Raw genomic sequence first — 20776 nt, 5'->3', positions numbered from 1 at the left:
GGAATTAATCCAATTTTTGGTAAACTTAATGATTGTCCGCTTAAGCGTTTCATCGCTCAATGCCGGTTTTTCGCCGGATTTTTGAGTAGAAATCTATCGATTTCGACGAGTCACACGGCGACCGCAACCAGCTCAAGGAGCAGCTATTTCGCTCCTCATTCTTGTGGATGAATATGGTCGCCGGCACCGGGACAAGATCAAGAAAGATATGAGGAGTGAAACTATGGAAGCAAAAAACACACGGAAGCAGCGATTCCTGAGGAAACGCCGCCTGAAGGTAGAAGACGTCAACGTCGTCGATAATTCGATGCTCAAGAAAGCCATCGGCGGTACCGTCGTTGGCAATTTGATGGAATGGTACGACGTAGGTGTCTACGGCTATCTTGCAGTAATTATCGGCAAGCTCTTCATGCCCGACACCGTCGAGCCTGCAATCCAAACCCTGTTCAGCCTAGGCGTATTCGCTGTCACCTTCGTCGCGCGCCCGCTTGGTGGCGTGATTTTGGGCCAGCTGGGTGACCGAGTAGGACGCCAGAAGATTCTGGTCTTCACCCTGCTCATGATGGCAGCGGCCACGTTTGGCATCGGAATCCTCCCGGATTACTCGGTATGGGGTGTAGCAGCACCAATTCTCCTGGTCGTGTTGAAGCTTGCCCAGGGCTTCTCCACTGGCGGCGAGTACGCCGGTGCTACTACGTTCATTACCGAATATGCCCCGGACAAGCGTCGTGGATTCTTCGCCTCGCTGCTGGATCTAGGTTCCTACATGGGCTTCGCCCTGGGTGCCGCCTTCGTCTCCATCCTCCAGCTGACCCTGAGCGACGATGTCATGGAAGGCTTCGCATGGCGCATTCCATTCCTGGTGGCCCTTCCACTGGGTGTTATCGCACTGTGGTTCCGCGCCAAGATCGAAGACACTCCAGCCTTCAAGGAAGCCCAGGAAGCCGCTAACCGCGCGAGCGAGGACGCACGGAGCGCTGCCGATGCCCCGAAGGGCGTCATCGACCTGGTGAAGGCCTACTGGCGCGAATTGCTCACCGGCTTCGTACTGGTATCGGCGGCCAACACCGCCGGTTACGCACTGACCAGCTACATGCCTACGTACCTCACCGAGACGCTGGAATACGATCCGGTGCACGGCAATCTGCTGACCCTGCCGATCCTGGTGGGCATGTCCTTGTGCATCCCGTTGGCGGGCAAGCTTTCCGATAGCGTGGGCCGCCGCAAGGTCCTGTTCATTGGTTCGGTTTCGGCCGTCGTCCTGGCTATCCCTGCCTTCCTGTTCATGATGCATGGCCAGATCTGGTCCACCCTGCTTGGCCTTGCGCTGCTGGCTGTCCCGGTAGTCTTCTACGTTGCCAATCTGGCTTCGTCGTTGCCAGCGCTGTTCCCAACCGCCTCGCGTTACGGTGGCATGGGCATCTCGTACAACTTCGCCGTAGCCATCTTTGGTGGCTTCGCGCCGTTCATCATGCAGGCGTTGGTGACCCTGACCAAATCCTCCCTGGCTCCGGCCTTCTGGGTTATGGGCACCTCGGTCGCGGGTTTCATTGCGGTCTGCTACCTGCGCGAATCCGCTCGCAAGCCATTGCCCGGCTCGCTGCCTTCGGTCGCGTCGGAAGCGGAAGCCATTGAGCTAGTTGAAACCCAGGACGAGAACCCTGACCTCGATGTCGAAGCGCTCTTCGAGCAGGTTCCTGAATTGGAAATGAACTACCAGCAGGAGATTGCAGACGCCGAGGCGGAGCAGTCCGAGGCTAGATAGCCTCGCAATAGGGTTAAGCGATGGCGGAGCCGGTTCCAAGCGGAACCAGCCCGCCATTGTTGTATCCGGCTCAACGGCTAGGAGAATTGGCAGTAGGATTCATAGGCTGCTTGCGCAGCCCATTGAGCCATCGCATCCAGCCTCAGCTTGCAGTCAAGGATTCCGAATTCGGAGTCGGACCAGGTATCGAAGACCAGCGTGTAGCGGCTCTGCTGCTCGTTGAGGCATTGAACGCTATATGTGTAGGTCACGGGACGCGCTGCCCAGTAGCCCAGAAGCCCCGCAGACTGGTCGGAGCTTCTGATCAACGATTCCAGCCCGTCACTGGCATCGTAGGGCTCTTCGGCGACAGTGGCTTCGGAGACGGCGCTGGCTGCCATGATCACTTCATTGACGTTGTCCCAGTTGGGACGAGGGCTGAAGCTGATAGTCGAGCCGACGGGTGCATCGATCAGAGTTTGGCGCATCTGCTGATCATGGAACCGGTCGACCCGGATCAGCTGCGGTGCACCACGCAACTGACCGCCACTGGCAATGTACGGTCGATCGCAGGAACTTGCCTTTTCGGGGCTCAAAGGCAACGGCCCCGTACTTTCGCCGGCCTCCGGGCTCGTGCATGATGCCAATGCCAGGGATAAGCACGCTAGTGTTGCCCAGTAGCTTCTCCGCATCATCGGCAATCCTTTTTTAAGACCCTGGAACCATATATTCTAATCAGCTTATGAGTGCATCAGCGATTTGACTAGAAGATTTCAATTAAATGCGAAACGGTCGCCGCTTCTCCTGAAGATTCAGGAGAAGCGGCGACCGTTCGTTTCCGGCGTATGCTCCAGGGCGTCAGCCCTGGTTCAGCGTCAGCTTAGAGAGCTGCGTAAACTTCGCGCAGCAGCACAGCAGTCTCCGAAGGAGTCTTGCCGACCTTGACGCCTGCAGCTTCCAGTGCTTCCTTCTTCGCCTGGGCGGTGCCAGCCGAACCGGAAACGATGGCGCCTGCGTGGCCCATGGTCTTGCCCTCAGGAGCGGTGAAGCCAGCCACGTAGCCAACAACTGGCTTGGTGACGTTGGCCTTGATGTAATCAGCAGCGCGCTCTTCAGCGTCGCCACCGATTTCACCGATCATGACGATGGCCTTGGTTTCTGGATCAGCTTCGAAAGCAGCCAGGGCATCGATGTGGGTGGTGCCGATGACTGGGTCGCCGCCGATGCCGATTGCGGTCGAGAAGCCCAAGTCGCGCAGTTCGTACATCATCTGGTAGGTCAGGGTACCTGACTTGGAAACCAAGCCGATTGGGCCCTTGCCGGTGATGTTGTTCGGGGTGATACCAACCAGTGCTTCACCTGGGGTGATGATGCCTGGGCAGTTAGGGCCGATGATGCGGGTGATCTGGTTGCCGTCGGCGTCAACCTTCGACTGTGCCAGAGCCCAGAACTCAGCGGAGTCCTGTACTGGAACACCTTCGGTGATGACTACAACGAGGCCAACTTCGGCCTCGATAGCCTCAACGACTGCGTCCTTGGTGAACTTAGGTGGGACGAAGACGATCGATACGTCTGCGCCGGTCTCGGCCTTGGCCTCAGCCACGGTGCCGAAAACCTTGATGTCCTTGTCACCGTGGGTCACGGTGGTGCCGGCCTTGCGGGCGTTAACGCCGCCAACAATGTTGGTGCCAGCCTTGAGCATCAGGGCGGTGTGCTTGGTGCCTTCGCCGCCGGTGATGCCCTGGACGATGACCTTGGAGTCCTTGTTCAGGTAAATGCTCATTGTTCGCTTATCCCTCTTACTTCGCTGCGTTGGCGAGCTCGGCAGCCTTGTCGGCGCCCTCATCCATGGTTGCTGCCAGGGTGACCAACGGGTGGTTGGCCTCGGCCAAGATGGCGCGACCCTCTTCAACGTTGTTGCCGTCCAGGCGGACAACCAGTGGCTTGTTCGCTGCGTCACCCAGGGTGTTCAGCGCGCCAACGATGCCGTTTGCGACAGCGTCACATGCGGTGATGCCACCGAAGACGTTGACGAAGACCGACTTGACCTGTGGGTCATTCAGGATGACGTCAAGGCCGTTAGCCATGACCTCAGCCGATGCGCCACCGCCAATGTCAAGGAAGTTAGCAGGCTTGACCGAACCGTGGTTCTCGCCAGCGTAGGCAACAACGTCCAGGGTCGACATGACCAGGCCAGCACCGTTGCCGATGATGCCTACTTCGCCGTCCAGCTTGACGTAGTTCAGGCCAGCGGCCTTTGCCTTGGCTTCCAGCGGATCGGCTGCGCCCTTGTCCTCGAGCTCTTCGTGAGCCGGGTGGCGAACCTCAGATGCGTTGTCGTCCAGGGAAACCTTGCCATCCAGTGCAACGATGTCACCGGCACCGGTCTTCACCAGTGGGTTTACCTCTACGAGGGTGGCGTCTTCTTCCTTGAATACAACCCAGAGCTTCTGGATGGTGTCTGCAACCTTTGCGCGCAGCTCTTCAGGGAAGTTAGCTGCCTCAACGATTTCAGCGGCCTTCGCGGCATCAATGCCGACGATTGGGTCAACGGCAACCTTCGCCAGAGCATCCGGGCGCTCAACTGCGAGCACCTCGATCTCCATACCACCTTCTACCGAGCACATGGCCAGGTAGTTGCGGTTTGCACGGTCCAGCAGTACGGAGAAGTAGAATTCCTCAGCAATGTCGGCGCCCTGAGCGATCATGACCTTGTTTACGGTGTGGCCCTTGATGTCCATACCGAGGATGTTGGAAGCGTGCTCGAAAGCTTCGTCGGCGGTCTTAGCGACCTTGACGCCGCCAGCCTTGCCACGGCCACCAACCTTGACCTGTGCCTTTACTACAACAACGCCGCCGATCTTCTCAGCTGCGGCTTTTGCTTCTTCGGGGGTGTAAGCGACGATACCGGCAAGCACGGGAACGCCGTGTGCCTCGAATAGATCGCGCGCCTGGTACTCATACAGGTCCACGGGTTTGTGTCCTTCGTTCGAAGTTCATGCTGACTCGCGGCACGGCCACAGACCGAAATCCATGCCATGCCAAAGAGAGCGCACCGCAACTACCGGGACGTCGTTAGGCGCCGTAGCCCGTGCGCACCTCTCAGACTATCCCGACTTTCGCAAACTTCCCACTTTTACAACACGTAGAGAAACTCGCGGGTCCTGCAGCAAAGCAGCCGAATGTGACGCAGGAAACACGGAGGGCCGGTTGGTTAGTCCACGATTTCTAGCGGTGCATAGCGCAGCAATAGCCTCTTCTCAGAGTCCGGGAACTGCACCTTGGCCACCGTCTTGTCGCCTGCGCCTTCTAAAGCAATAACAGTGCCCAAGCCAAACGAGGAATGCTTAACATTCTGCCCGACTTCTGGGATGGTAATGTCCTTATTCTGCACAACTCGCGTCTTGGAAATAGGGGCGGCGTTGTGCCCTCGCACCGGTTGCGCGGATGCCGAACCTGCACCCCAGTGGCTGCCACGTTCATATCTGCTCGTGGCGAAATTCACCGCTGCGTTACCGAAACCGAAGCCCATTCCACCGCCAGAGCCCTCGCTCTTCCAGTCGATCAGCTCGCCCGGAACCTCTTCCAGGAACTGGCTCGCAGGGTTGTACTGGGCCTGCCCCCAGAGGCTGCGCTGTTCGGCACGGGTCAGGTACAGGCGTTCACGGGCACGGGTCAGTCCGACATAGGCCAGGCGGCGTTCCTCGGCCAGTTCCTTTTCGTCGGTCATGGAACGCTGGTGCGGGAAGACACCGTGCTCCATGCCCGTCAGGAAGACCACCGGGAATTCCAATCCCTTGGCAGTATGCAGGGTCATCAGGGTGACCACGCCTTCCTGCACGGCCATTGCTGCTCCCTCATCATCGCTGGGAGCCTCTGGAATCTGGTCGGCATCGGCTACGAGCGCCACGCGCTCCAGGAACCCTTCGAGACCGCCTTCCGGTTCTTCGTTCACGTAGTCCCGGACCACGGCGACCAATTCGGCGAGGTTCTCCACCCGCGACTCATCCTGCGGATCCGAGGAGAGCCGAAGGGTCTCCAGGTATCCGGTCTGCTCCAGCACTGCTTCAAGGGCCTCTGCCGGCCCTGAGCCTTCCGCCACGGTCTTCAAGTCATCCATCATGGAGACGAACGCAGCAGTCATCTTGATTCCGCGGGTTCCCAAGCCTGGTGCTTCATCCGAACGGCGCAATGCGTCCATGAAGGAAACGCGATCCCGTTCAGCCAACGCTGCCACGGCGCCTTCGGCACGGTCGCCGATGCCGCGCTTGGGCTCGTTGAGGATACGGCGGACGTTGATGTCATCATCCGGGTTCACCAAGGCGCGCAGGTAGGCCAGTGCGTCCTTGATTTCCTTGCGGTCGTAGAACCTGGTGCCGCCGACTACGCGGTACTTCAGGTCCACGCGCATCAGCTGTTCTTCCAGTGCACGCGATTGGGCGTTAGTGCGGTAGAAGATCGCCACGTCGCCCGGGCGGACATCCTCGTCATCATTCAAGCGAAGTATTTCTTCGGCAATCCAGCGTGCTTCGTCGGATTCTGACTCCGCAACATAACCGGTGATCTTCTCGCCGTCGCCGCTGGCAGTCCACAGCTTCTTGTCATTGCGGTCGGGGTTTCGCTTGATGACCTCGTTGGCCGCGGACAGAATCGTCTGGGTGGAACGATAGTTCTGTTCCAGCTTGATGGTTGCCGCGTTCGGATAGTCCTTTTCGAAGTCGACGATGTTGCGGATATCGGCACCGCGGAAAGCGTAAATCGACTGGTCGGAGTCGCCGACAACGGTCAGTTCGCCTGGGACGGTATCACCTTCGGCACCGGTGAGTTCACGCACCAGCGAGTACTGGGCGTGGTTAGTATCCTGGTATTCGTCAATGAGCACATGGCGGAACCGGCGGCGGTAGTTATCGGCCACTCGCGGGAACGCACGGAACATGTAGACGACCTGTCCAATCAGGTCGTCGAAGTCCATGGCGTTGGCAGCGCGCAGGCGGCGTGTGTAACCGCGGTAGACCTCGGAAACGGCTCGCGAGAACGGATCATTGGTATTGATCGTCGCCGCGTAGTCTTCATCATCTATCAGCTCATTTTTCAACGAGGAGATCTTGTGGGCAATCGCCTTGGGCGTGAAACGCTTCGGGTCGATCTCCAAAGATTTGGCGACTAAGGTGATCAGGCGCAAGGAATCCGTGGAGTCGTAGATTGAGAAGTTGGATTTCATTCCAATGGTGGCCGCCTCGCGACGCAAAATACGCACGCATGAGGAGTGGAAAGTAGAGATCCACATCTTCTTCGCTTGCTCGTCGCCAATAAGCTCAGCGGCTCGTTCGCGCATTTCGGCAGCGGCCTTGTTGGTGAAGGTGATCGCCAGGATTTCGTGCGGCCGAGCACGGCCGGTCGCCAGGAGGTAGGCAATGCGGTGCGTAAGCACACGGGTCTTTCCTGAACCAGCGCCGGCCACGATCAGCAACGGGCCCCCAGCATAACGAACTGCTTCTTCCTGCTGCGGGTTCATGCCGACCAAAAGCTCCTCAGCAGTGGGCATGACCTGCTGTGCGGTATCCGGGGCGAAATCGTCAAAAAGGAAATCCATGATGTAGCCAGTCTACGTGGAGCGCCGGACACTTTCAGTGTGAGCGGGAAAGCCCACGCTATTGGCCGGGCATAATAGGAGATATGGCAAAGAAGGTCAGGAAAACCAAGGAATACCGCAAGCCCCAGCAGTTCGCCCAGGCGCCGAACGCGCCGCGCGGCATGAACATGGGGCCAGGCAAGGTGCAAAGCACCTCCCACGAGAACAGTTCGAACCCGATGCTGCTAATCTCGGTGGGCTTGATCATATGCGCTGCGCTATTCGCGTACTACCATCTGCTCACGATGGTGCAGATGCAGGACCTCAGCGATTCCCTGGCGATGCCCGATCAGCGTATTTTCGGCTACACCGTAAGCGACATAGAAGCATTGCGTGGCGCCATGGATGAAGATGCTGTTGGCCAGCTCAACTACTTGCACAAGACCGCTGGTTTCCTCTTACCGATGTTTACGGCGGTCTTCTCCATGCTGTTGTTCATCCGCTGGATTCCTCACCGCCAGACGCGTTGGCTGGCTTGGGTCGCCCCTCTGGGCTTCGCAGCAATCGATATTTGGGAGAACTTCGCAATTGATGCCCTGTTAACTGGTGACCTCAGTGAAGGAGCTGTCGTTTTGGCATCGATCCTCACGACCATCCGCTGGGCACTGCTGATCATCACTGCGGGTCTTGTTGTGGGTCTTGGCGCTATCCGTGCCAATCGTGCGCTCAAGGCAAAGATGCTCGCAATTCGCGAGGGTACTGCCTAAGCCAGTGCGTGGGAATTACACCCGGGACATCCTAGTAAGATAGTGTTGTTGGTGTTTTCACGCCCATGCCCCTGTAGCTCAGTAGGATAGAGCGACCCTCTCCTAAAGGGTAGGCCGTCGGTTCGATTCCGGCCAGGGGCACAACTAGAGCCTTGTTTCCAGTCCTCGGACGGGAAACAAGGCTCTTGTCGTTACTACGGAGTTAAGCACTGCGGGTACGTTCCATCTGGAACGTACCCGCAGTGCTTAGTATGAGTCTCGCTTAACGCAGCAGCAATGCGGTCGCCTTTGGCGACAGCGAAGCGTCCATGACCACGCAAGCGCCACCGATGGCGCCGACGTTGGAGCCGAGCTCGGAGGTGCGGGTTTCGATTTCATGCACTCCGCGCAGGGCGAAGCGGCGGCCAATGGCGTCGCGGACTTGATCGTCGACCAGTTCGGATACCTTTTCCCACTGTGGACCGCCGAAGACGACTTCGCGAACGTCCAGCGAGTTGGCAAGCTGGCCGGCAACTTCGCCAACCTTGATCATGGCTTCGGTGACCAGTTCCTTGGCGACCTTGTTTCCTTCGTGAGCCAGCTCGTAGAGGCGGTTCATTCCGGCAGCCCGCTGTTCCGGGCCAACGATTTCGTAGCTTGGCAGTTCCAGCCCGCGCTCCTTGGCCTGCGCGGCGATGAATTCGTAGGAGGTGCCGGAAGCGAGGCAATCCTCCGCACCGCATTGTTCGCAGGCCACAGATTTGTAACCGGTTGAGTAGTGGCCGATTTCGCCAGCGTTGTTGCTTGCACCGTGGTGGACATCGCCGTTGAATACCAGGCCAGCGCCGAAGCCGTGACCGCAGTAAATGAAGACGAAGTCGTTGTTCTTCTCTTCCTTGGACTGCCACAGTTCGCCAACTGCTGAAGCGATGGTGTCCTTTTCGATAATGACCTGCAGGCGCAAGAGCTTGCGCAGCGGGTTCACCAGTTCAACATCTGCCCAGCCATCGAGCAGTGGCGGGTTCAGCACCACTCCTTCTTCGACGTTTACTGGACCCGGAACAGCAATGCCGACACCGACGATGTGCTTCTTCGGCACGCGGATCTCGGCAATGAGTTCCTTAACGGTAGTTGCCATGAGCTGGACAGTTTCGGTAGCTACTTCGAGGTTGGGAACTTCGATGCGGCGTTCGCGCAGGACCTCGCCGCGCAGGTTCATGGCGACGAAGGTCAGCACGCTGGGGTCTAGGTGGATGCCAATGGAAACAAGACGGTTGCCTTCGAGCTCCAGAACGGTGCGAGGCTTGCCTGGTCCGGAGACGATCGTGCGGTCTTCTCGGACGATTCCGTCATCCAGCAAACGGCGGACAACGTTGGAAATGGTCTGTGGCGACAGACCAGTCGAACCGGCCAGTTCAACGCGGCTAATTCCCTCTGGTGCCCGTCGAATTGACTCAAGAATTACGGCTTGGTTGAAGTCTCCCAAGCGTCCTAGATTTGTACCCCGTCGCATTTATTGCTCCATAGATCTGTAAAGTTGATGGATCGATCTTTCAATTCCAACGTTTTCGGTAGTCATCAATACTTCGGTTAGATACTGCGAGTAAAGTAACCATGGTGAACTAGAACTAAAACCGTTGGAGATCCAATTAAGCACGTTACCATCTCTAACTCCTATAAACACGCGATATTGTGTTTTAGTGAAGAAAAATTTGACGATCTCAGCGGCGTGTTTAATCAACAACCAAGGAGAAATTCTCCTGGTTCGCAAGCGTGGAACGACGAAGTTCATGCAACCTGGCGGCAAACCCGAAGCCGGGGAAACAGCGTTACAAACTATCATTCGAGAAATTCGTGAAGAATTGGGCCTCAGCTTCACCGCTGACGAGCTGCAATACGACGGCGAATGGATCGGACCGGCTGCCAACGAGGCGGAGACGATGATCCGCGCCTCTTTATACAGCGCAGCCTTCGATGGCGAACTCGTCCCGTTAGCGGAATTGGAGGAGCTGCTGTGGATCGACCCGCAGGTGGCCCTGGAACGCGACGATCTAGCTCCGTTGCTTCGCGACCGCGTCCTGCCGCTAGCCATTGAACGCAGCAAGAAATAGGCGCCACTGGGTTCCTCCCAGCAGCATCAGGCCAGCGGCTAGCTTGCGTGCAAGTATTCGTCCCATGCCGCATCAACGTGCTGCAGTCCCGAAACCAGATGGCCAGCAACGCGTGGACGATGAGGTGTAATACGCAGTTGCCAGCCCAGTTGCGAGAGCATCTTGTCCGCTTTGCGGCTATTGCATAGCAGGCAAGCGGCCACGAGGTTCTCCCAGGTGTTCTGGCCTCCCCTGCTGCGGGGAATCACGTGGTCAATCGTATTGGCAGCTTTGCCGCAATACGCGCAGGTAAAAGCGTCTCTACGCAGAACGCCCCTACGGGTGACATGTTGCATGTCCCTGTAGGGGCGTCGTACATAGCGTTTCAGAACGATGACAGTTGGCCGAGGTAGATCTCCATGAGAACTGCGGATGGGGGCGAGATCATCTTGGAGAACGATGCTCGCTTTTTCGGTCATGACTAGCACTAGTGCTCGACGGAACGTCACAACTGCTAGTGGTTCGTATCCTGCGTTTAATACCAAAGTTCGCATTGCTCGTACTACCTTCATGAACCGATGGCCACCATCTGGCATTGATGGAGCTCGCGTTCTGCTCGGAGTGTCTCTAAGCGCTAGCCTATGCGATGCTTCGGATTATTGGTGGGTACCTAACCAAGAAATTGTCTTCTTTTCATCGTTCTGATGCCCGGAGTTCAACTGGTTAAACGAACATAGGCCATCGGATGTCTTTCTCATCCGATGGCCTATGAAAAGCTTTGAAGCTTAGCCAGCTAGGGTGTAGTAGCCGTACAGCGGGTTGCGCGAAACCGAGTGGATCATGGTGTCCACGGTTGGGTTCTGCGCGCCGATCATCTGGCCGCCGCCCAGGTAGATGCCGACGTGGCCGCCACCGTTCTGGAATACCAAGTCGCCTGGCTTAGGGTTGCTGGTGCGGACGAACTGGCCGGATCCGAGGATGGCCGAGGTGCCGCGAGCAATGTTGATGCCGTGCTGCGCGTAGACGTACTTGACGAAGCCGGAGCAATCCCAGCCGCTTGGACCGTTGCCACCCCATACGTATGGAACGCCCACGTACTTGGCAGCGGTGCCTGCGATGCCGGAAAGGTTGGAGGTCTGAACAGGAGTTTCAGCCTTTGGCTGAGCCTTCTGCTGCGGAGCCGATTCCTGTCCACCCGAACGGCTCTGACGAGTCATCGGGGCCATCGAATCAGAGTTACCCGAGTTGCTGCTGCGGGTAGTTGGGGTGATGTCATTCGAAACTGCAATGACAACAGGCTCTGGCTTCTCTTCAGCGGTGAAGCTGGCGCGCTCGATTGCGACATCAGCCTTCTTGTCAGCAGCTACCTTTACTGCCTTGACTGCAACACGCTCTGGATTGATGGTGTCAACAGGCGATGCAGAAACGTCACGTGGTGCAGTTGCCTGGCCAGGCACGCCCAGAGTGACGATCAAGCCGGATGCTGCAGCTACAACGGCGGCCTGGCGGCCTACCGAGCCAGCGTTGGATGCTACGGCCTGCGAAATCGCCTGTAGCGAGTTGGTGCGTGGAACGTCGGCGCGGCGACGTCCGCGTGCATGACTCTTGGTCAAAATATTGCCTCTCCTTGATACCTACGAGGTAAGCTGTCGGGTTCGAAGTGGAGTTACCTCGGTGGATTCGAAGTTGCCTTCTCTATCCACTTCACCCCTAGGGTTGTTAGCCAAAACTAACGACCCGATATTGGTTCCCCCGCCACTGCCGTACGAGTTGTGTATAACTACTCATTGCGTGTTGGCAGTGCTCGGTTCTCACGCAATGATGCCCAGGGATCCCCATGGCACGCATACAAGACTATAGGAAGTTTTTTGAAATGTCACGTTTTGATCACGGAATGGTGACGAACGTCGTTATAACCAACCTGCTGGGTCTTTGAACTGACCGTCAACGATCACTTCGAAGTGCACGTGAGGACCGGTTGAGTTGCCAGTGCTGCCGGCCAACGCAACAACGTCACCGCGCTTAACTTTCTGGCCAACCTTCACAACCAGCTGGCTGTTGTGGCTGTAACCGGTCTCCAGGCCGTTGCCGTGGTCAAGGGTGATGCGGTTACCGGAGTGCCCAGCCCAACCCGAGACAGTCACAACACCGTCAGCTGCCGCGTAGACCTTGGTACCGCTTGGCACACCGTAGTCGGTGCCGCTGTGAATCATGAAACCTGGACCGGTTGGATTCTTGCGGTGCCCGAACGTGGAGGTGATGCGCTTCGTGGTGACCGGTGCGCCGAGCAATCCCGAGGTGTCCTTGATGGCCGTGACGCTACCGCCCGAAGCGGTCATGATCTCGGCGAACTTCTCTTCCTTGGCAACTTCGGTGTTCAGCTCGGAGGTCAAAGCTGCACGCTCCACGGACAGTTCCGCATTGCCGGTAGGTGCAGTTACATCTACAACTGCGGAAGTGGCGGTGCGCTGAGCTGCGACCTCAACGGCCTTGTTCTCCTCCGCGCTGCCGGAGAGCTGTGGAGTTACGGCGGCAAGCGCCAAACCCGAAACGGCGGCTACGGCTGCCACCTTGTGGGCGAATCCACGGTGGGTGGATTTCTGAACCTTGGACTTGAGGCTAGAAATGAACTCGACATTGCCTGCTGCTTCGATCGGGGCAGGCTTGCTGGCAGGGGCTTGAACAGCTCCTGGCAATGCAACGACGTTGCTCGCGGTATCCTTGCCGGCCAGCAGGGTCTGGTTAGGAGCAACACCGTAGCGCTGCATGGAGTCGAATCGTCGACCAACGAAATCTTCATGTACCGGCTTGACCGGTGCAATCATCGGGACGGTGGCAGCGGCACGTGCTGCTCGGCGCCCGCCGTTACGCTCAGCAGTCGAAGCGGTGACTTCTGCAATCACATCTACTTCGACGCCGGCAGCGCGGCGACGTCCCGCAGTCTTGGTTTCTACCAAAACATTCCTCTCACTGTTGCGCCTACGAAGTTAGCTGTCGGGTTCGGCTATTGAGAATCAGCCGGCCTGCTTGTCGCAGAACTTCACCCCAAGGCGTTTGCACGCCGGAAAGTGGGTCCCCCGTTATTGCCCTCAAGATTTGGTGACCGTTTCTGGCGCAGGGCAACACTAGGCGGTCGCACCAAAAATGGATAGAGCTAACTAGATCGCTAGCTCCAAGGCTTAACGCTACCTGTCAACGCCGAAAGTTACAATTTCGTTATCTTTTCTGAGACTTTACAAATACGTGTGCGCTGACCTCGACCGGCAGCTCCAGAGCGCCTTCGATGCCGTCCACGCGCACTACAACGTAGTCGTCGGCGCGCTCCAAGGTGACAATCGCACCTGGGCGGATTCCACCTTCGTTCAGTTGTCCGAGCAGGATTGGGTCCGTTTGGATAGGTTCGGCCAGGCGCTCAATTGCCACCGGGCCGATGTTTCCGGACAGCAGGGCATCATCCAAGTTCTCTACTTCATGTGAGATTTCGCCCACATTGGGGCCACCGAGGACTTCCAGGCCCGGAATTGGGTTGCCGTAGGGCGACACTGTTGGCTTGCCCAGAAGATCAAAGAGCCGACGCTCGACGCGTTCGCTCATCACGTGTTCCCAGCGGCACGCTTCATCGTGCACGTACTCCCAGTCCAACCCGATGATGTCCGACAACAGGCGCTCCGCCAAGCGGTGCTTGCGCATCACGCCCGTAGCCAGCTCGTGACCTTTTTCGGTCAAAGCAAGGTGGCGATCGGTCGATACGATAACCAGGCCGTCTCGTTCCATGCGAGCAACCGTCTGCGACACGGTTGGGCCCGAGTGGCCAAGACGCTCTGCAATTCGGGCGCGCAATGCCACGATTTCCTCTTCTTGAAGCTCAAGAATGGTACGCAGATACATCTCAGTTGTATCGATAAGATCAGACACGGCAGTCGCTCCTGGAAGTCACAACAATTAAGTTCGCTCGAAATTTACGTGGCGTCGATATCCCACTCTACTTGGTCGGAGCTGCAGAAAGCCCTGTAACCCGCCAAGCCCTCGGCGTAACCGACCGACGCGCTTTTCTCACGACACCCCGCTATTTGCGAAGATATCTATTGAAACGCCAAGGCTATCTGTCAATATTCCAAACCATGGGTAATGGTGGCCGTTATGGCACTTCAATCTATCGCTACAAGAGGAGCGCGATGAGCACGGATATCAACATTCCAGAAAACCTTCTGCCCGCCGATGGTCGATTCGGTGCAGGACCTTCCAAGGTTCGCGCAGAACAGATCCAGGCCATCGTCGATGCCGGCGCCGAACTGCTGGGCACCTCCCACCGCCAGGCTCCGGTCAAGAACCTCGTAGCTTCGGTTCAGGACGGCCTGAAGGAAATGTTCAGCGCACCAGAGGGTTACGAAGTTCTTCTCGGCGTGGGTGGATCCACCGCGTTCTGGGATGCCGCTGCATTCAGCCTGGTCCGTTCCAAGGCGCAGCACCTGTCCTTCGGCGAATTCGGCTCGAAGTTCGCCAAAGCCACCGACAAGGCTCCATTCCTGGAACCTTCCTCCATCATTGTCGGCGAGCCGGGCACCGTACCTGAACCCGTAGCCGAAGCCGGCGTAGACCTCTACGCGTGGCCGCACAATGAGACCTCAACCGGTGCCGCGGCGCCGATCAAGCGCGTTGCTGGCGCCAACGACGATGCACTGGTAGTCATTGACGCCACCAGCGCCGCCGGAGGCCTGGACGTGGATCTGTCCGAGACCGACGTGTACTACTTCGCTCCGCAGAAGAACTTCGCTTCCGACGGCGGCCTGTGGCTGGCCTTCGTTTCTCCCGCCGCGATTGCCCGCATCGAGGAAATTGCAGCAACCGACCGCTGGATCCCCGACTTCTTGAACCTGGCGACCGCGCTGGATAACTCCTTGAAGAACCAGACCTACAACACGCCATCGCTGACCACTCTTGTGGGCCTGGATGCGCAGATCAAGTGGATCAATGCCAACGGCGGCCTGAAGTGGGCGGCAGCGCGCACGGCACAGTCCGCAGGGATGATCCGGGCTTGGGCCGAGGCTTCCGAAATCGCTTCCCCTTATGTGGCCGACCCAGCGCACCGCTCGAACGTCATCTCCACCATTGACTTCGATGACTCGGTCGATGCCTCGGCAATTGCCAAGGCACTGCGCGCTAACGGCGTTGTCGACGTGGAACCATACCGCAAGCTGGGCCGCAACCAGCTGCGGATCGCCACCTTCGTTGCGATCGAGCCAAGCGACGTCGAAGCACTGCTCAAGTGCATCGACTACGTGATCGAGCAGCTCTAAGAACCCTCGATTAAAGCCAAAGACCTTCGCACAACGGTTCATCATCGTTGTGCGAAGGTCTTTGCCGCTATTGCCTAGTTTTCCTTGCGCGTGCGATTACGCTGCGCTGCCCGGCGACGGGCTGCGGTGCGCTGCGCCGTGCGACGGCGGCGTACCTGGCGACGTGCCGGCGACTTATGCTGCTGCACAGCGTCATCGTCATTTTCGGCGCCGTCCGCTTCGGCTTCGGTCTGCGGATCCTGAGCCTCGGCGCCTGGATCCGATGGATCCGGCTCCTTCGCTGGCTCCGAAGCTTCAGGACCGTCGGCTTCCCCGCCGGTCCCGGCCAAGTCCTCTGCGGCTTCGGCGGCCTTGGCCGCTTCAATCTCTTCCTTTGCCAGGCGGTCGGCCCATGGCACCCATGCCGGAGCGAGCAATGACTGCTCCCCTGCAATAATGCCTACTTCGCAAACCGTCAGGTCCTTGGATTTTGCCCGTGAGACCCGCGCAAGCGTGGCGAACCAGGTCCATCCTTGATATCCCGACTTATGGGAGACAAAACGATGGGTGACAAGTCGCTCACCTTCCGCCGTGACGCCTAGGTGTTCGCCGATTTCTGACGCACCGGCAATTTCTGCGAGCGCGCCGCGAGCAGTATCCACTGCCTCGGCGAGGATGGTGTCCAACTTGGGTTTACGGGCCATTATTTATGCGTCCAGATCGTCGGCTACCGCACGAAGTACGGTAGCAACCTTCTTGCCATATGCCTGTTCAGGATAACGCCCATTGCGCAAGCTATTGGAAACGTTGTCGAGCAGCTTAATAAGATCTTCGATCAGCACTGCCTCGTCTTCGGGCTTCTTGCGCTTGGCACGTGCGACCGATGGAGCGGCTTCGAGCAAGCGCAGGCTCAGTGCCTGTGGACCGCGGCGGCCTTCGGCAACGCCGAATTCCAGGCGGGTTCCGGGGCGCAGGTCATGCACGCCTTCGGGCAATGCCGCGGCATTGACGTAGATCTCTTTGCCATCTTCGGCGGTGATGAAGCCGAAGCCCTTGGCCTTTTCGTACCACTTAACCTTGCCGCTAGGCATGATCATTTACCTCGTTCGTTCTTGTAGCTAAGCTGCATGGCCGAGGCCTGCTCAGCGCCATGCATATTCATATGTGCGATCCGGCGGAGCCACTGCCGGAATTCTTCTCTGCGTCTTGCCGGGTGCTCAATCTGCTGGATCGCTTCAAGTCCTTTATCTAAGATTATGTCATCTCTCGTGCGGTGAATTCATCTTTGCCCGGCAATCTTCGCATTCCGCCTGTCGCCCATGGCTCCGGGGCTAAACTTGGTAGCGTGAGCGATTCATCCAAAACCATGACTGCACTTTCCCGATTGGCGATCATCATCGCCATCCTTTCCGCCTTGGCGCTGGTCGGAACCCTCGTCTTCTACTTCCAGGAGATAGCCATCCCGCCGCTGCTGATGCTCTTTGCGCGCTTGGGCTTGCCAACGGCATTCATCCTGGCCGCCATCGTGGTCTTCGGAAACGTCGCCAGGCGCCGAAAAAGCTAGCCACTCGCTTCAGCATTCACTCAGCTGACTCCCAGACTTCTTCGGCACACTGTAATCCATGAGTCCAAAAACTGCTGAGGCAAAACTTCTCGTTGTCGATGACGAGCCGAATATCCGCGAACTGCTCTCCACTTCCCTGCGCTTTGCAGGCTTCGAAGTTGTCGCTGCTGCCAACGGACGCGAAGCCCTCGCCGCCGTTGAAGCCGAGGAGCCGGACCTGGCCGTCCTGGACGTCATGCTTCCTGACATGGACGGTTTCACCATTACCCGGAAATTGCGCGCCGCTGGCCGACACTTCCCGGTGCTGTTCCTGACCGCGCGCGACGACACCAGCGACAAGGTCACTGGCTTGACCGTCGGCGGCGACGACTATGTCACCAAGCCATTCAGCCTGGATGAAGTCGTAGCCCGCATCCGTGCCGTCCTGCGTCGTACCGCCAATGGCGAGGACGAGAACGCGACCATCATCGTGGCCGACCTTGAGCTGGATGACGACGCCCACGAGGTGCGCCGTGCCGGGGAGATCATTGACCTGTCCCCCACCGAGTTCAAGCTGCTGCGCTACCTGATGATGAACCCGAACCGCGTACTGTCCAAGTCGCAGATCTTGGACCATGTCTGGGAATACGACTTCAACGGCGATGCCTCGATCGTGGAATCCTACATTTCCTACCTGCGTCGCAAGGTGGACCGCCCGGAGTGGCCTGCACTGATCCAGACCAAGCGCGGCGTGGGCTACCTGATGCGCACCCCAGACCGCCGCTAACGGCACACGTAACGGTCCGCGCCAATAATTGAAGGCCTTGTAAAGTCAGCATATGAAGTCATTTCGAGCCCAGTGGCGTCGCACCTCGTTGCGGACCAAACTGGTCGCGGTCATGTTTGGACTGATGATCGTCGCGATCTTCGCTACAGCTATCGGTTCGGCGCATACGCTGAGGATCGCGATGACCAGCCAGATCGACAAGCAGCTGAACGTGTCCAAGTCGACGATGGCCTACGGGCTGAACAAGGCCTACCTCTACTCCTTGAACGAGGACAACGGCAGCCATGACGCCTTGGATGTCGATGCCACGCTGCTCGGGCTCAGCAGCGCCTACGCTGACATTCGCGACCAGGACGGCGAGATCGTCTACGTGATGCCGCGTTCGCGGGTCGGTCCTTCCAACGGCACGGACCTGCCGCTGCTTAATATGGAACAGATCCAGCAGCTGGCAGCCCACCCGAACTCCCCTGCCACGGTCCCCGGCGCCTTCCCCACCTCCGCTGGTTGGCGTACGGTGATGATCCCGTTGAAGAGCAGCGAGCTGAACCTGTTCTTGTCCATGCCGCTGGATAATGTGAACCGTACCGTTAACCAAACTGCGGTGCTGGTGCTCTCCACCGGCACGCTTGCGGCCCTGCTGATGTCGATGATCGCCTACGGGCTCACCGGGCGTTCGCTCAAGCCGCTGATCAATGTGGAGCGCACTGCGTCGATGATCGCCGATGGCGATCTGTCCCAGCGCGTGAAGGACTATCCCGCAGAGACCGAAGTGGGCAGGCTCTCGCGCTCGCTCAACGCCATGCTGGCCCAAATTGAAAAGGCGTTCAACGACCGCGAGGCTTCCGAGCAGAAGATGCGCCGCTTTATCCAGGACGCCTCGCATGAGCTGCGTACCCCGTTGGTCACCATCCAGGGCTATTCGGAGTTCTACCGCTACGGCGGGCTGGCGGATCCGGAGGCCATGGACTCGGCGATGGGCCGCATCGAAAGCGAATCCAAGCGCATGGCCCGCCTGGTTGAGGACCTCTTGATGCTCGCCCGCCTGGACGAGCAGCGCCCCATGGAAAAGCAGCCAGTGGATTTGCTGGTCCTGGGCCAGGACGCGGTGGAAGACACCAAGGTCCGTGCACCGGACCGTACCGTCAAACTTGTGGGGCTCGTGTCCGAACGCCCCAGCCCAGCGAGCACTGTCGGTGATGATGCCCGCATCCGGCAGATCATCGCCAACCTGCTCACCAACGCGCTGCGCTACACCCCGGAAGGTTCCCCCTTGGAAATTGCCGTCGGCGTGCGCTCATTGGTGGCTGGAACGCTGGACGCGGTCGTTGAAATCCGCGACCACGGCCCGGGCATCCCGGCCGAGGATTCCAAGCGCATTTTTGAACGCTTCTACCGCTCCGATAGCTCGCGCCAACGCGAGACCGGCGGTTCCGGCCTGGGCTTGGCCATTGTTGCGGCCATCGTCCAGCAGCACGGAGGTTCGGTGGCGTTGGCAGATACCCCCGGCGGCGGCGCCACGATGTCCATCTCCATGCCCTACGTGCCGCTGCGCGAACCGAAAGCACCGGAAGTCGACGATACGGAAGACTAGCGCCATTGGCTTTCTCCACACCCCGTGCCGGTTTTGACCAGCACGGGGTGTGGTGCTTCTAAGGTGAGTGCATCAGTGATCAAACCGCTCATTCCAGAAAGGACGATTCCAGTGAGTACGTTCTCCACCAACACCGGCGAGATGCAGGTTAAATCCCAGGCCGTCATGAACACCATTGACCGGCTACGCAATGAGGTCTCGACCATGCAAATGAACCTGGACCAGTTGCAAAGCACCTGGCAGGGTTCCGCCGCGGCCTCCTTCCAGTCGATCGTGGCCGAATGGCGCTCAACCCATGTGCAGATCGAAGAGGCGCTGAGCAGCATTGCCACGGCCCTGAACCATGCCTCCATGCAGTACGAAGAGGTCGAGCAGGTCAACACCTCGCTGTTCCGTTACTGAAAAGCGCAGGCGCGACGGCCGGTTGATCAGTAGGCTTAGCCTTATGAGCATTCTGATCGACCCGCCGCGCTGGCCTGCCCACGGCACGCTCTTTGCCCACTTGGTGTCGGATACTTCATTGGCTGAACTCCATGAGTTCGCCGGGCAGCAAGAAATCTCCCGCCGAGCTTTCGACCGGGATCACTACGATGTGCCTCGCGAACGCTACGATCGGCTCGTGGCTGCTGGCGCCCTTGAAGTCTCCGGATCCGAGCTGGTCCGCGCACTGGTCAAGTCCGGGATTCGGATACCAGCCAAATACCGTCCGGAGAAGCTGGGAACCGTCCTCACCCGGCGGTGGTCCCGCACCTTGCCCACCGAGCCTCAGCTCGGAACCGAGCTGTTGGGCTATTGGTCCGAGAGCCATCGCCACTACCACGACCGGGTGCATCTGCTCTCCGTGCTCGAAGCCATCGACTGGCTGGCTGAAGGCCAGGCCGATCCCGAAGAGCTCATGCTGCTCCAACTCGCTGCGTGGTTCCACGACGCCGTCTACGCTGGAACCAGCGAGGACGAGTTCAAGTCGGCCACCTTGGCCCGTGAACGGCTGTGGGGAGTCCTCTCCCCTGGTGCCGTCTCGAAGGTCAGCGGGCTGGTCATGCTCACCGCCAAGCATGCCCCGGCAGAAACCGATCGCCTGGGCCATATCCTCTGCGATGCCGATCTGGAGGTCCTGGCCCGCCCCGCTCCGGCCTACCAGCGCTACGCCGAGGCGATCTACAAGGAGTACGGGCATCTTCCCCGCCATGTGCTTGCTTCCGGGCGCAGCAAGATCCTCAGCGGCCTGTTGGAGAAAGAACTGATCTACGGCACCGAAGCCGGATCCCGGCGCTGGGAGCAGCGCGCGCGGAATAATTTGGGCACCGAGCTGGAGCTGTTGCACAGCTGGCTGTAGTGCAACGCTTGTCCCACGTTAAACGGCCGATGGCCCGGATTCCTCGAAAGGATCCGGGCCATCGGCGCGATTACTGCGTGCTTAGTGCGTG

The 20776-nt window shown here is 58.7% G+C and carries 20 protein-coding genes, 1 tRNA gene and 2 riboswitches; of the genes, 10 read left to right on the top strand and 11 right to left on the bottom strand.

Translation table 11 applies throughout. The features are described from left to right. Positions 1 to 223 precede the first annotated feature (223 nt). Positions 224 to 1765, top strand: coding sequence for an MFS transporter (locus ACWICV_RS10400; protein ID WP_454090986.1), 1542 nt, complete (start codon positions 224 to 226; stop codon positions 1763 to 1765). A gap of 77 nt (positions 1766 to 1842) precedes the next feature. Here the strand turns inward: ACWICV_RS10400 and ACWICV_RS10395 are convergent, their stop codons facing one another. From ACWICV_RS10395 to pcrA, 4 genes are all read right to left on the bottom strand, one after another. Beyond that, a complete protein-coding gene (locus ACWICV_RS10395) occupies positions 1843 to 2232 on the bottom strand; it encodes a hypothetical protein (protein WP_400291489.1) in 390 nt (129 codons plus the stop codon). Between the two features lie 392 nt (positions 2233 to 2624). Next, entirely contained in the window at positions 2625 to 3527 is a 903-nt protein-coding gene (sucD, locus tag ACWICV_RS10390) for a succinate--CoA ligase subunit alpha (RefSeq protein WP_133833227.1), read from the bottom strand. Between the two features lie 16 nt (positions 3528 to 3543). Beyond that, the gene (sucC, locus tag ACWICV_RS10385) at positions 3544 to 4716 is read right to left on the bottom strand and encodes an ADP-forming succinate--CoA ligase subunit beta (protein ID WP_105659137.1); all 1173 of its coding nucleotides are present in this window, start codon (positions 4714 to 4716) and stop codon (positions 3544 to 3546) included. Positions 4717 to 4958: 242 nt separating this feature from the next. Continuing rightward, positions 4959 to 7337, bottom strand: a complete 2379-nt coding sequence (pcrA, locus tag ACWICV_RS10380; protein WP_454090985.1) for a DNA helicase PcrA — start codon at positions 7335 to 7337, stop codon at positions 4959 to 4961. Between the two features lie 83 nt (positions 7338 to 7420). Between pcrA and ACWICV_RS10375 the strand changes: the two genes are divergently transcribed. Next, positions 7421 to 8083 (top strand): hypothetical protein, encoded by a 663-nt coding sequence (locus tag ACWICV_RS10375; protein WP_454090984.1) that lies wholly within the window; start codon positions 7421 to 7423, stop codon positions 8081 to 8083. Positions 8084 to 8150: 67 nt separating this feature from the next. Beyond that, positions 8151 to 8224, top strand: a tRNA-Arg gene (locus tag ACWICV_RS10370). Positions 8225 to 8345: 121 nt separating this feature from the next. On the opposite strand, the gene ACWICV_RS10365 is transcribed toward ACWICV_RS10370, so the two are convergent. Then, on the bottom strand, positions 8346 to 9575 hold the full coding sequence (locus ACWICV_RS10365) for an ROK family transcriptional regulator (RefSeq protein WP_105661599.1): 1230 nt from the start codon (positions 9573 to 9575) through the stop codon (positions 8346 to 8348). Positions 9576 to 9762: 187 nt separating this feature from the next. Here ACWICV_RS10365 and ACWICV_RS10360 point away from each other — a divergent pair, with 187 nt between their 5' ends. Then, a complete protein-coding gene (locus ACWICV_RS10360) occupies positions 9763 to 10173 on the top strand; it encodes an NUDIX hydrolase (RefSeq protein ID WP_105659133.1) in 411 nt (136 codons plus the stop codon). Positions 10174 to 10211: 38 nt separating this feature from the next. On the opposite strand, the gene ACWICV_RS10355 is transcribed toward ACWICV_RS10360, so the two are convergent. From ACWICV_RS10355 to ACWICV_RS10340, 4 genes are all read right to left on the bottom strand, one after another. Beyond that, complete coding sequence (locus ACWICV_RS10355) at positions 10212 to 10508, bottom strand: HNH endonuclease (RefSeq protein ID WP_388025145.1); 297 nt, start codon at positions 10506 to 10508, stop codon at positions 10212 to 10214. Between the two features lie 429 nt (positions 10509 to 10937). Continuing rightward, positions 10938 to 11765 carry a C40 family peptidase gene (locus tag ACWICV_RS10350; protein ID WP_105661598.1) on the bottom strand — a complete coding sequence of 276 codons (828 nt, stop codon included), beginning with the start codon at positions 11763 to 11765 and terminating at the stop codon, positions 10938 to 10940. 3 nt (positions 11766 to 11768) lie between these two features. Continuing rightward, positions 11769 to 11939: riboswitch (cyclic di-AMP (ydaO/yuaA leader) on the bottom strand. Between the two features lie 123 nt (positions 11940 to 12062). Then, the gene (locus ACWICV_RS10345; RefSeq protein ID WP_105661597.1) at positions 12063 to 13109 is read right to left on the bottom strand and encodes a M23 family metallopeptidase; all 1047 of its coding nucleotides are present in this window, start codon (positions 13107 to 13109) and stop codon (positions 12063 to 12065) included. A 4-nt stretch (positions 13110 to 13113) separates the two neighbouring features. Further along, positions 13114 to 13264, bottom strand: a riboswitch (cyclic di-AMP (ydaO/yuaA leader). A 104-nt stretch (positions 13265 to 13368) separates the two neighbouring features. Beyond that, entirely contained in the window at positions 13369 to 14067 is a 699-nt protein-coding gene (locus tag ACWICV_RS10340) for a metal-dependent transcriptional regulator (RefSeq protein WP_105659129.1), read from the bottom strand. 260 nt (positions 14068 to 14327) lie between these two features. Here ACWICV_RS10340 and serC point away from each other — a divergent pair, with 260 nt between their 5' ends. Next, complete coding sequence (gene serC / locus ACWICV_RS10335) at positions 14328 to 15449, top strand: phosphoserine transaminase (protein ID WP_105659128.1); 1122 nt, start codon at positions 14328 to 14330, stop codon at positions 15447 to 15449. 74 nt (positions 15450 to 15523) lie between these two features. Here the strand turns inward: serC and ACWICV_RS10330 are convergent, their stop codons facing one another. Both ACWICV_RS10330 and ACWICV_RS10325 read right to left on the bottom strand, forming a co-directional pair. Continuing rightward, positions 15524 to 16132 (bottom strand): DUF3027 domain-containing protein, encoded by a 609-nt coding sequence (locus ACWICV_RS10330; RefSeq protein ID WP_400291498.1) that lies wholly within the window; start codon positions 16130 to 16132, stop codon positions 15524 to 15526. 3 nt (positions 16133 to 16135) lie between these two features. Then, positions 16136 to 16519, bottom strand: a complete 384-nt coding sequence (locus ACWICV_RS10325) for a cold-shock protein (protein ID WP_038990235.1) — start codon at positions 16517 to 16519, stop codon at positions 16136 to 16138. 254 nt (positions 16520 to 16773) lie between these two features. On the opposite strand from ACWICV_RS10325, the gene ACWICV_RS10320 reads away from it, so the two are divergent. From ACWICV_RS10320 to ACWICV_RS10300, 5 genes are all read left to right on the top strand, one after another. Continuing rightward, entirely contained in the window at positions 16774 to 16992 is a 219-nt protein-coding gene (locus ACWICV_RS10320) for a hypothetical protein (protein ID WP_105659126.1), read from the top strand. A gap of 58 nt (positions 16993 to 17050) precedes the next feature. Continuing rightward, on the top strand, positions 17051 to 17758 hold the full coding sequence (locus ACWICV_RS10315; protein ID WP_105659125.1) for a response regulator transcription factor: 708 nt from the start codon (positions 17051 to 17053) through the stop codon (positions 17756 to 17758). A 52-nt stretch (positions 17759 to 17810) separates the two neighbouring features. Then, positions 17811 to 19349, top strand: a complete 1539-nt coding sequence (locus ACWICV_RS10310) for a sensor histidine kinase (RefSeq protein WP_332498331.1) — start codon at positions 17811 to 17813, stop codon at positions 19347 to 19349. Positions 19350 to 19460: 111 nt separating this feature from the next. Beyond that, positions 19461 to 19751 (top strand): WXG100 family type VII secretion target, encoded by a 291-nt coding sequence (locus tag ACWICV_RS10305; protein WP_038990044.1) that lies wholly within the window; start codon positions 19461 to 19463, stop codon positions 19749 to 19751. A 43-nt stretch (positions 19752 to 19794) separates the two neighbouring features. Further along, positions 19795 to 20685: a DUF4031 domain-containing protein gene (locus ACWICV_RS10300; protein WP_332727399.1), complete on the top strand. Its 891-nt coding sequence runs from the start codon at positions 19795 to 19797 to the stop codon at positions 20683 to 20685. The last annotated feature ends 91 nt before the right edge of the window (positions 20686 to 20776 follow it).

Source organism: Glutamicibacter sp. NPDC055354 (assembly GCF_053644955.1).
Note: the sequence above shows the minus strand (reverse complement) of the source record. Positions and strands in the feature narration are given on the sequence as shown.

Bases quoted from the DNA above. Each gene is read 5' to 3' on its own strand.
- ACWICV_RS10400 (WP_454090986.1), top strand. From the start codon at position 224: ATGGAAGCAAAAAACACACGGAAGCAGCGATTCCTGAGGAAACGCCGC.
- ACWICV_RS10395 (WP_400291489.1), bottom strand. From the start codon at position 2,232: ATGCGCCAAACTCTGATCGATGCACCCGTCGGCTCGACTATCAGCTTC.
- sucD (WP_133833227.1), bottom strand. From the start codon at position 3,527: ATGAGCATTTACCTGAACAAGGACTCCAAGGTCATCGTCCAGGGCATC.
- pcrA (WP_454090985.1), bottom strand. From the start codon at position 7,337: ATGGATTTCCTTTTTGACGATTTCGCCCCGGATACCGCACAGCAGGTC.
- ACWICV_RS10375 (WP_454090984.1), top strand. From the start codon at position 7,421: ATGGCAAAGAAGGTCAGGAAAACCAAGGAATACCGCAAGCCCCAGCAG.
- ACWICV_RS10365 (WP_105661599.1), bottom strand. From the start codon at position 9,575: ATGCGACGGGGTACAAATCTAGGACGCTTGGGAGACTTCAACCAAGCC.
- ACWICV_RS10355 (WP_388025145.1), bottom strand. From the start codon at position 10,508: ATGCAACATGTCACCCGTAGGGGCGTTCTGCGTAGAGACGCTTTTACC.
- serC (WP_105659128.1), top strand. From the start codon at position 14,328: ATGAGCACGGATATCAACATTCCAGAAAACCTTCTGCCCGCCGATGGT.
- ACWICV_RS10330 (WP_400291498.1), bottom strand. From the start codon at position 16,132: ATGGCCCGTAAACCCAAGTTGGACACCATCCTCGCCGAGGCAGTGGAT.
- ACWICV_RS10325 (WP_038990235.1), bottom strand. From the start codon at position 16,519: ATGCCTAGCGGCAAGGTTAAGTGGTACGAAAAGGCCAAGGGCTTCGGC.
- ACWICV_RS10315 (WP_105659125.1), top strand. From the start codon at position 17,051: ATGAGTCCAAAAACTGCTGAGGCAAAACTTCTCGTTGTCGATGACGAG.
- ACWICV_RS10310 (WP_332498331.1), top strand. From the start codon at position 17,811: ATGAAGTCATTTCGAGCCCAGTGGCGTCGCACCTCGTTGCGGACCAAA.
- ACWICV_RS10300 (WP_332727399.1), top strand. From the start codon at position 19,795: ATGAGCATTCTGATCGACCCGCCGCGCTGGCCTGCCCACGGCACGCTC.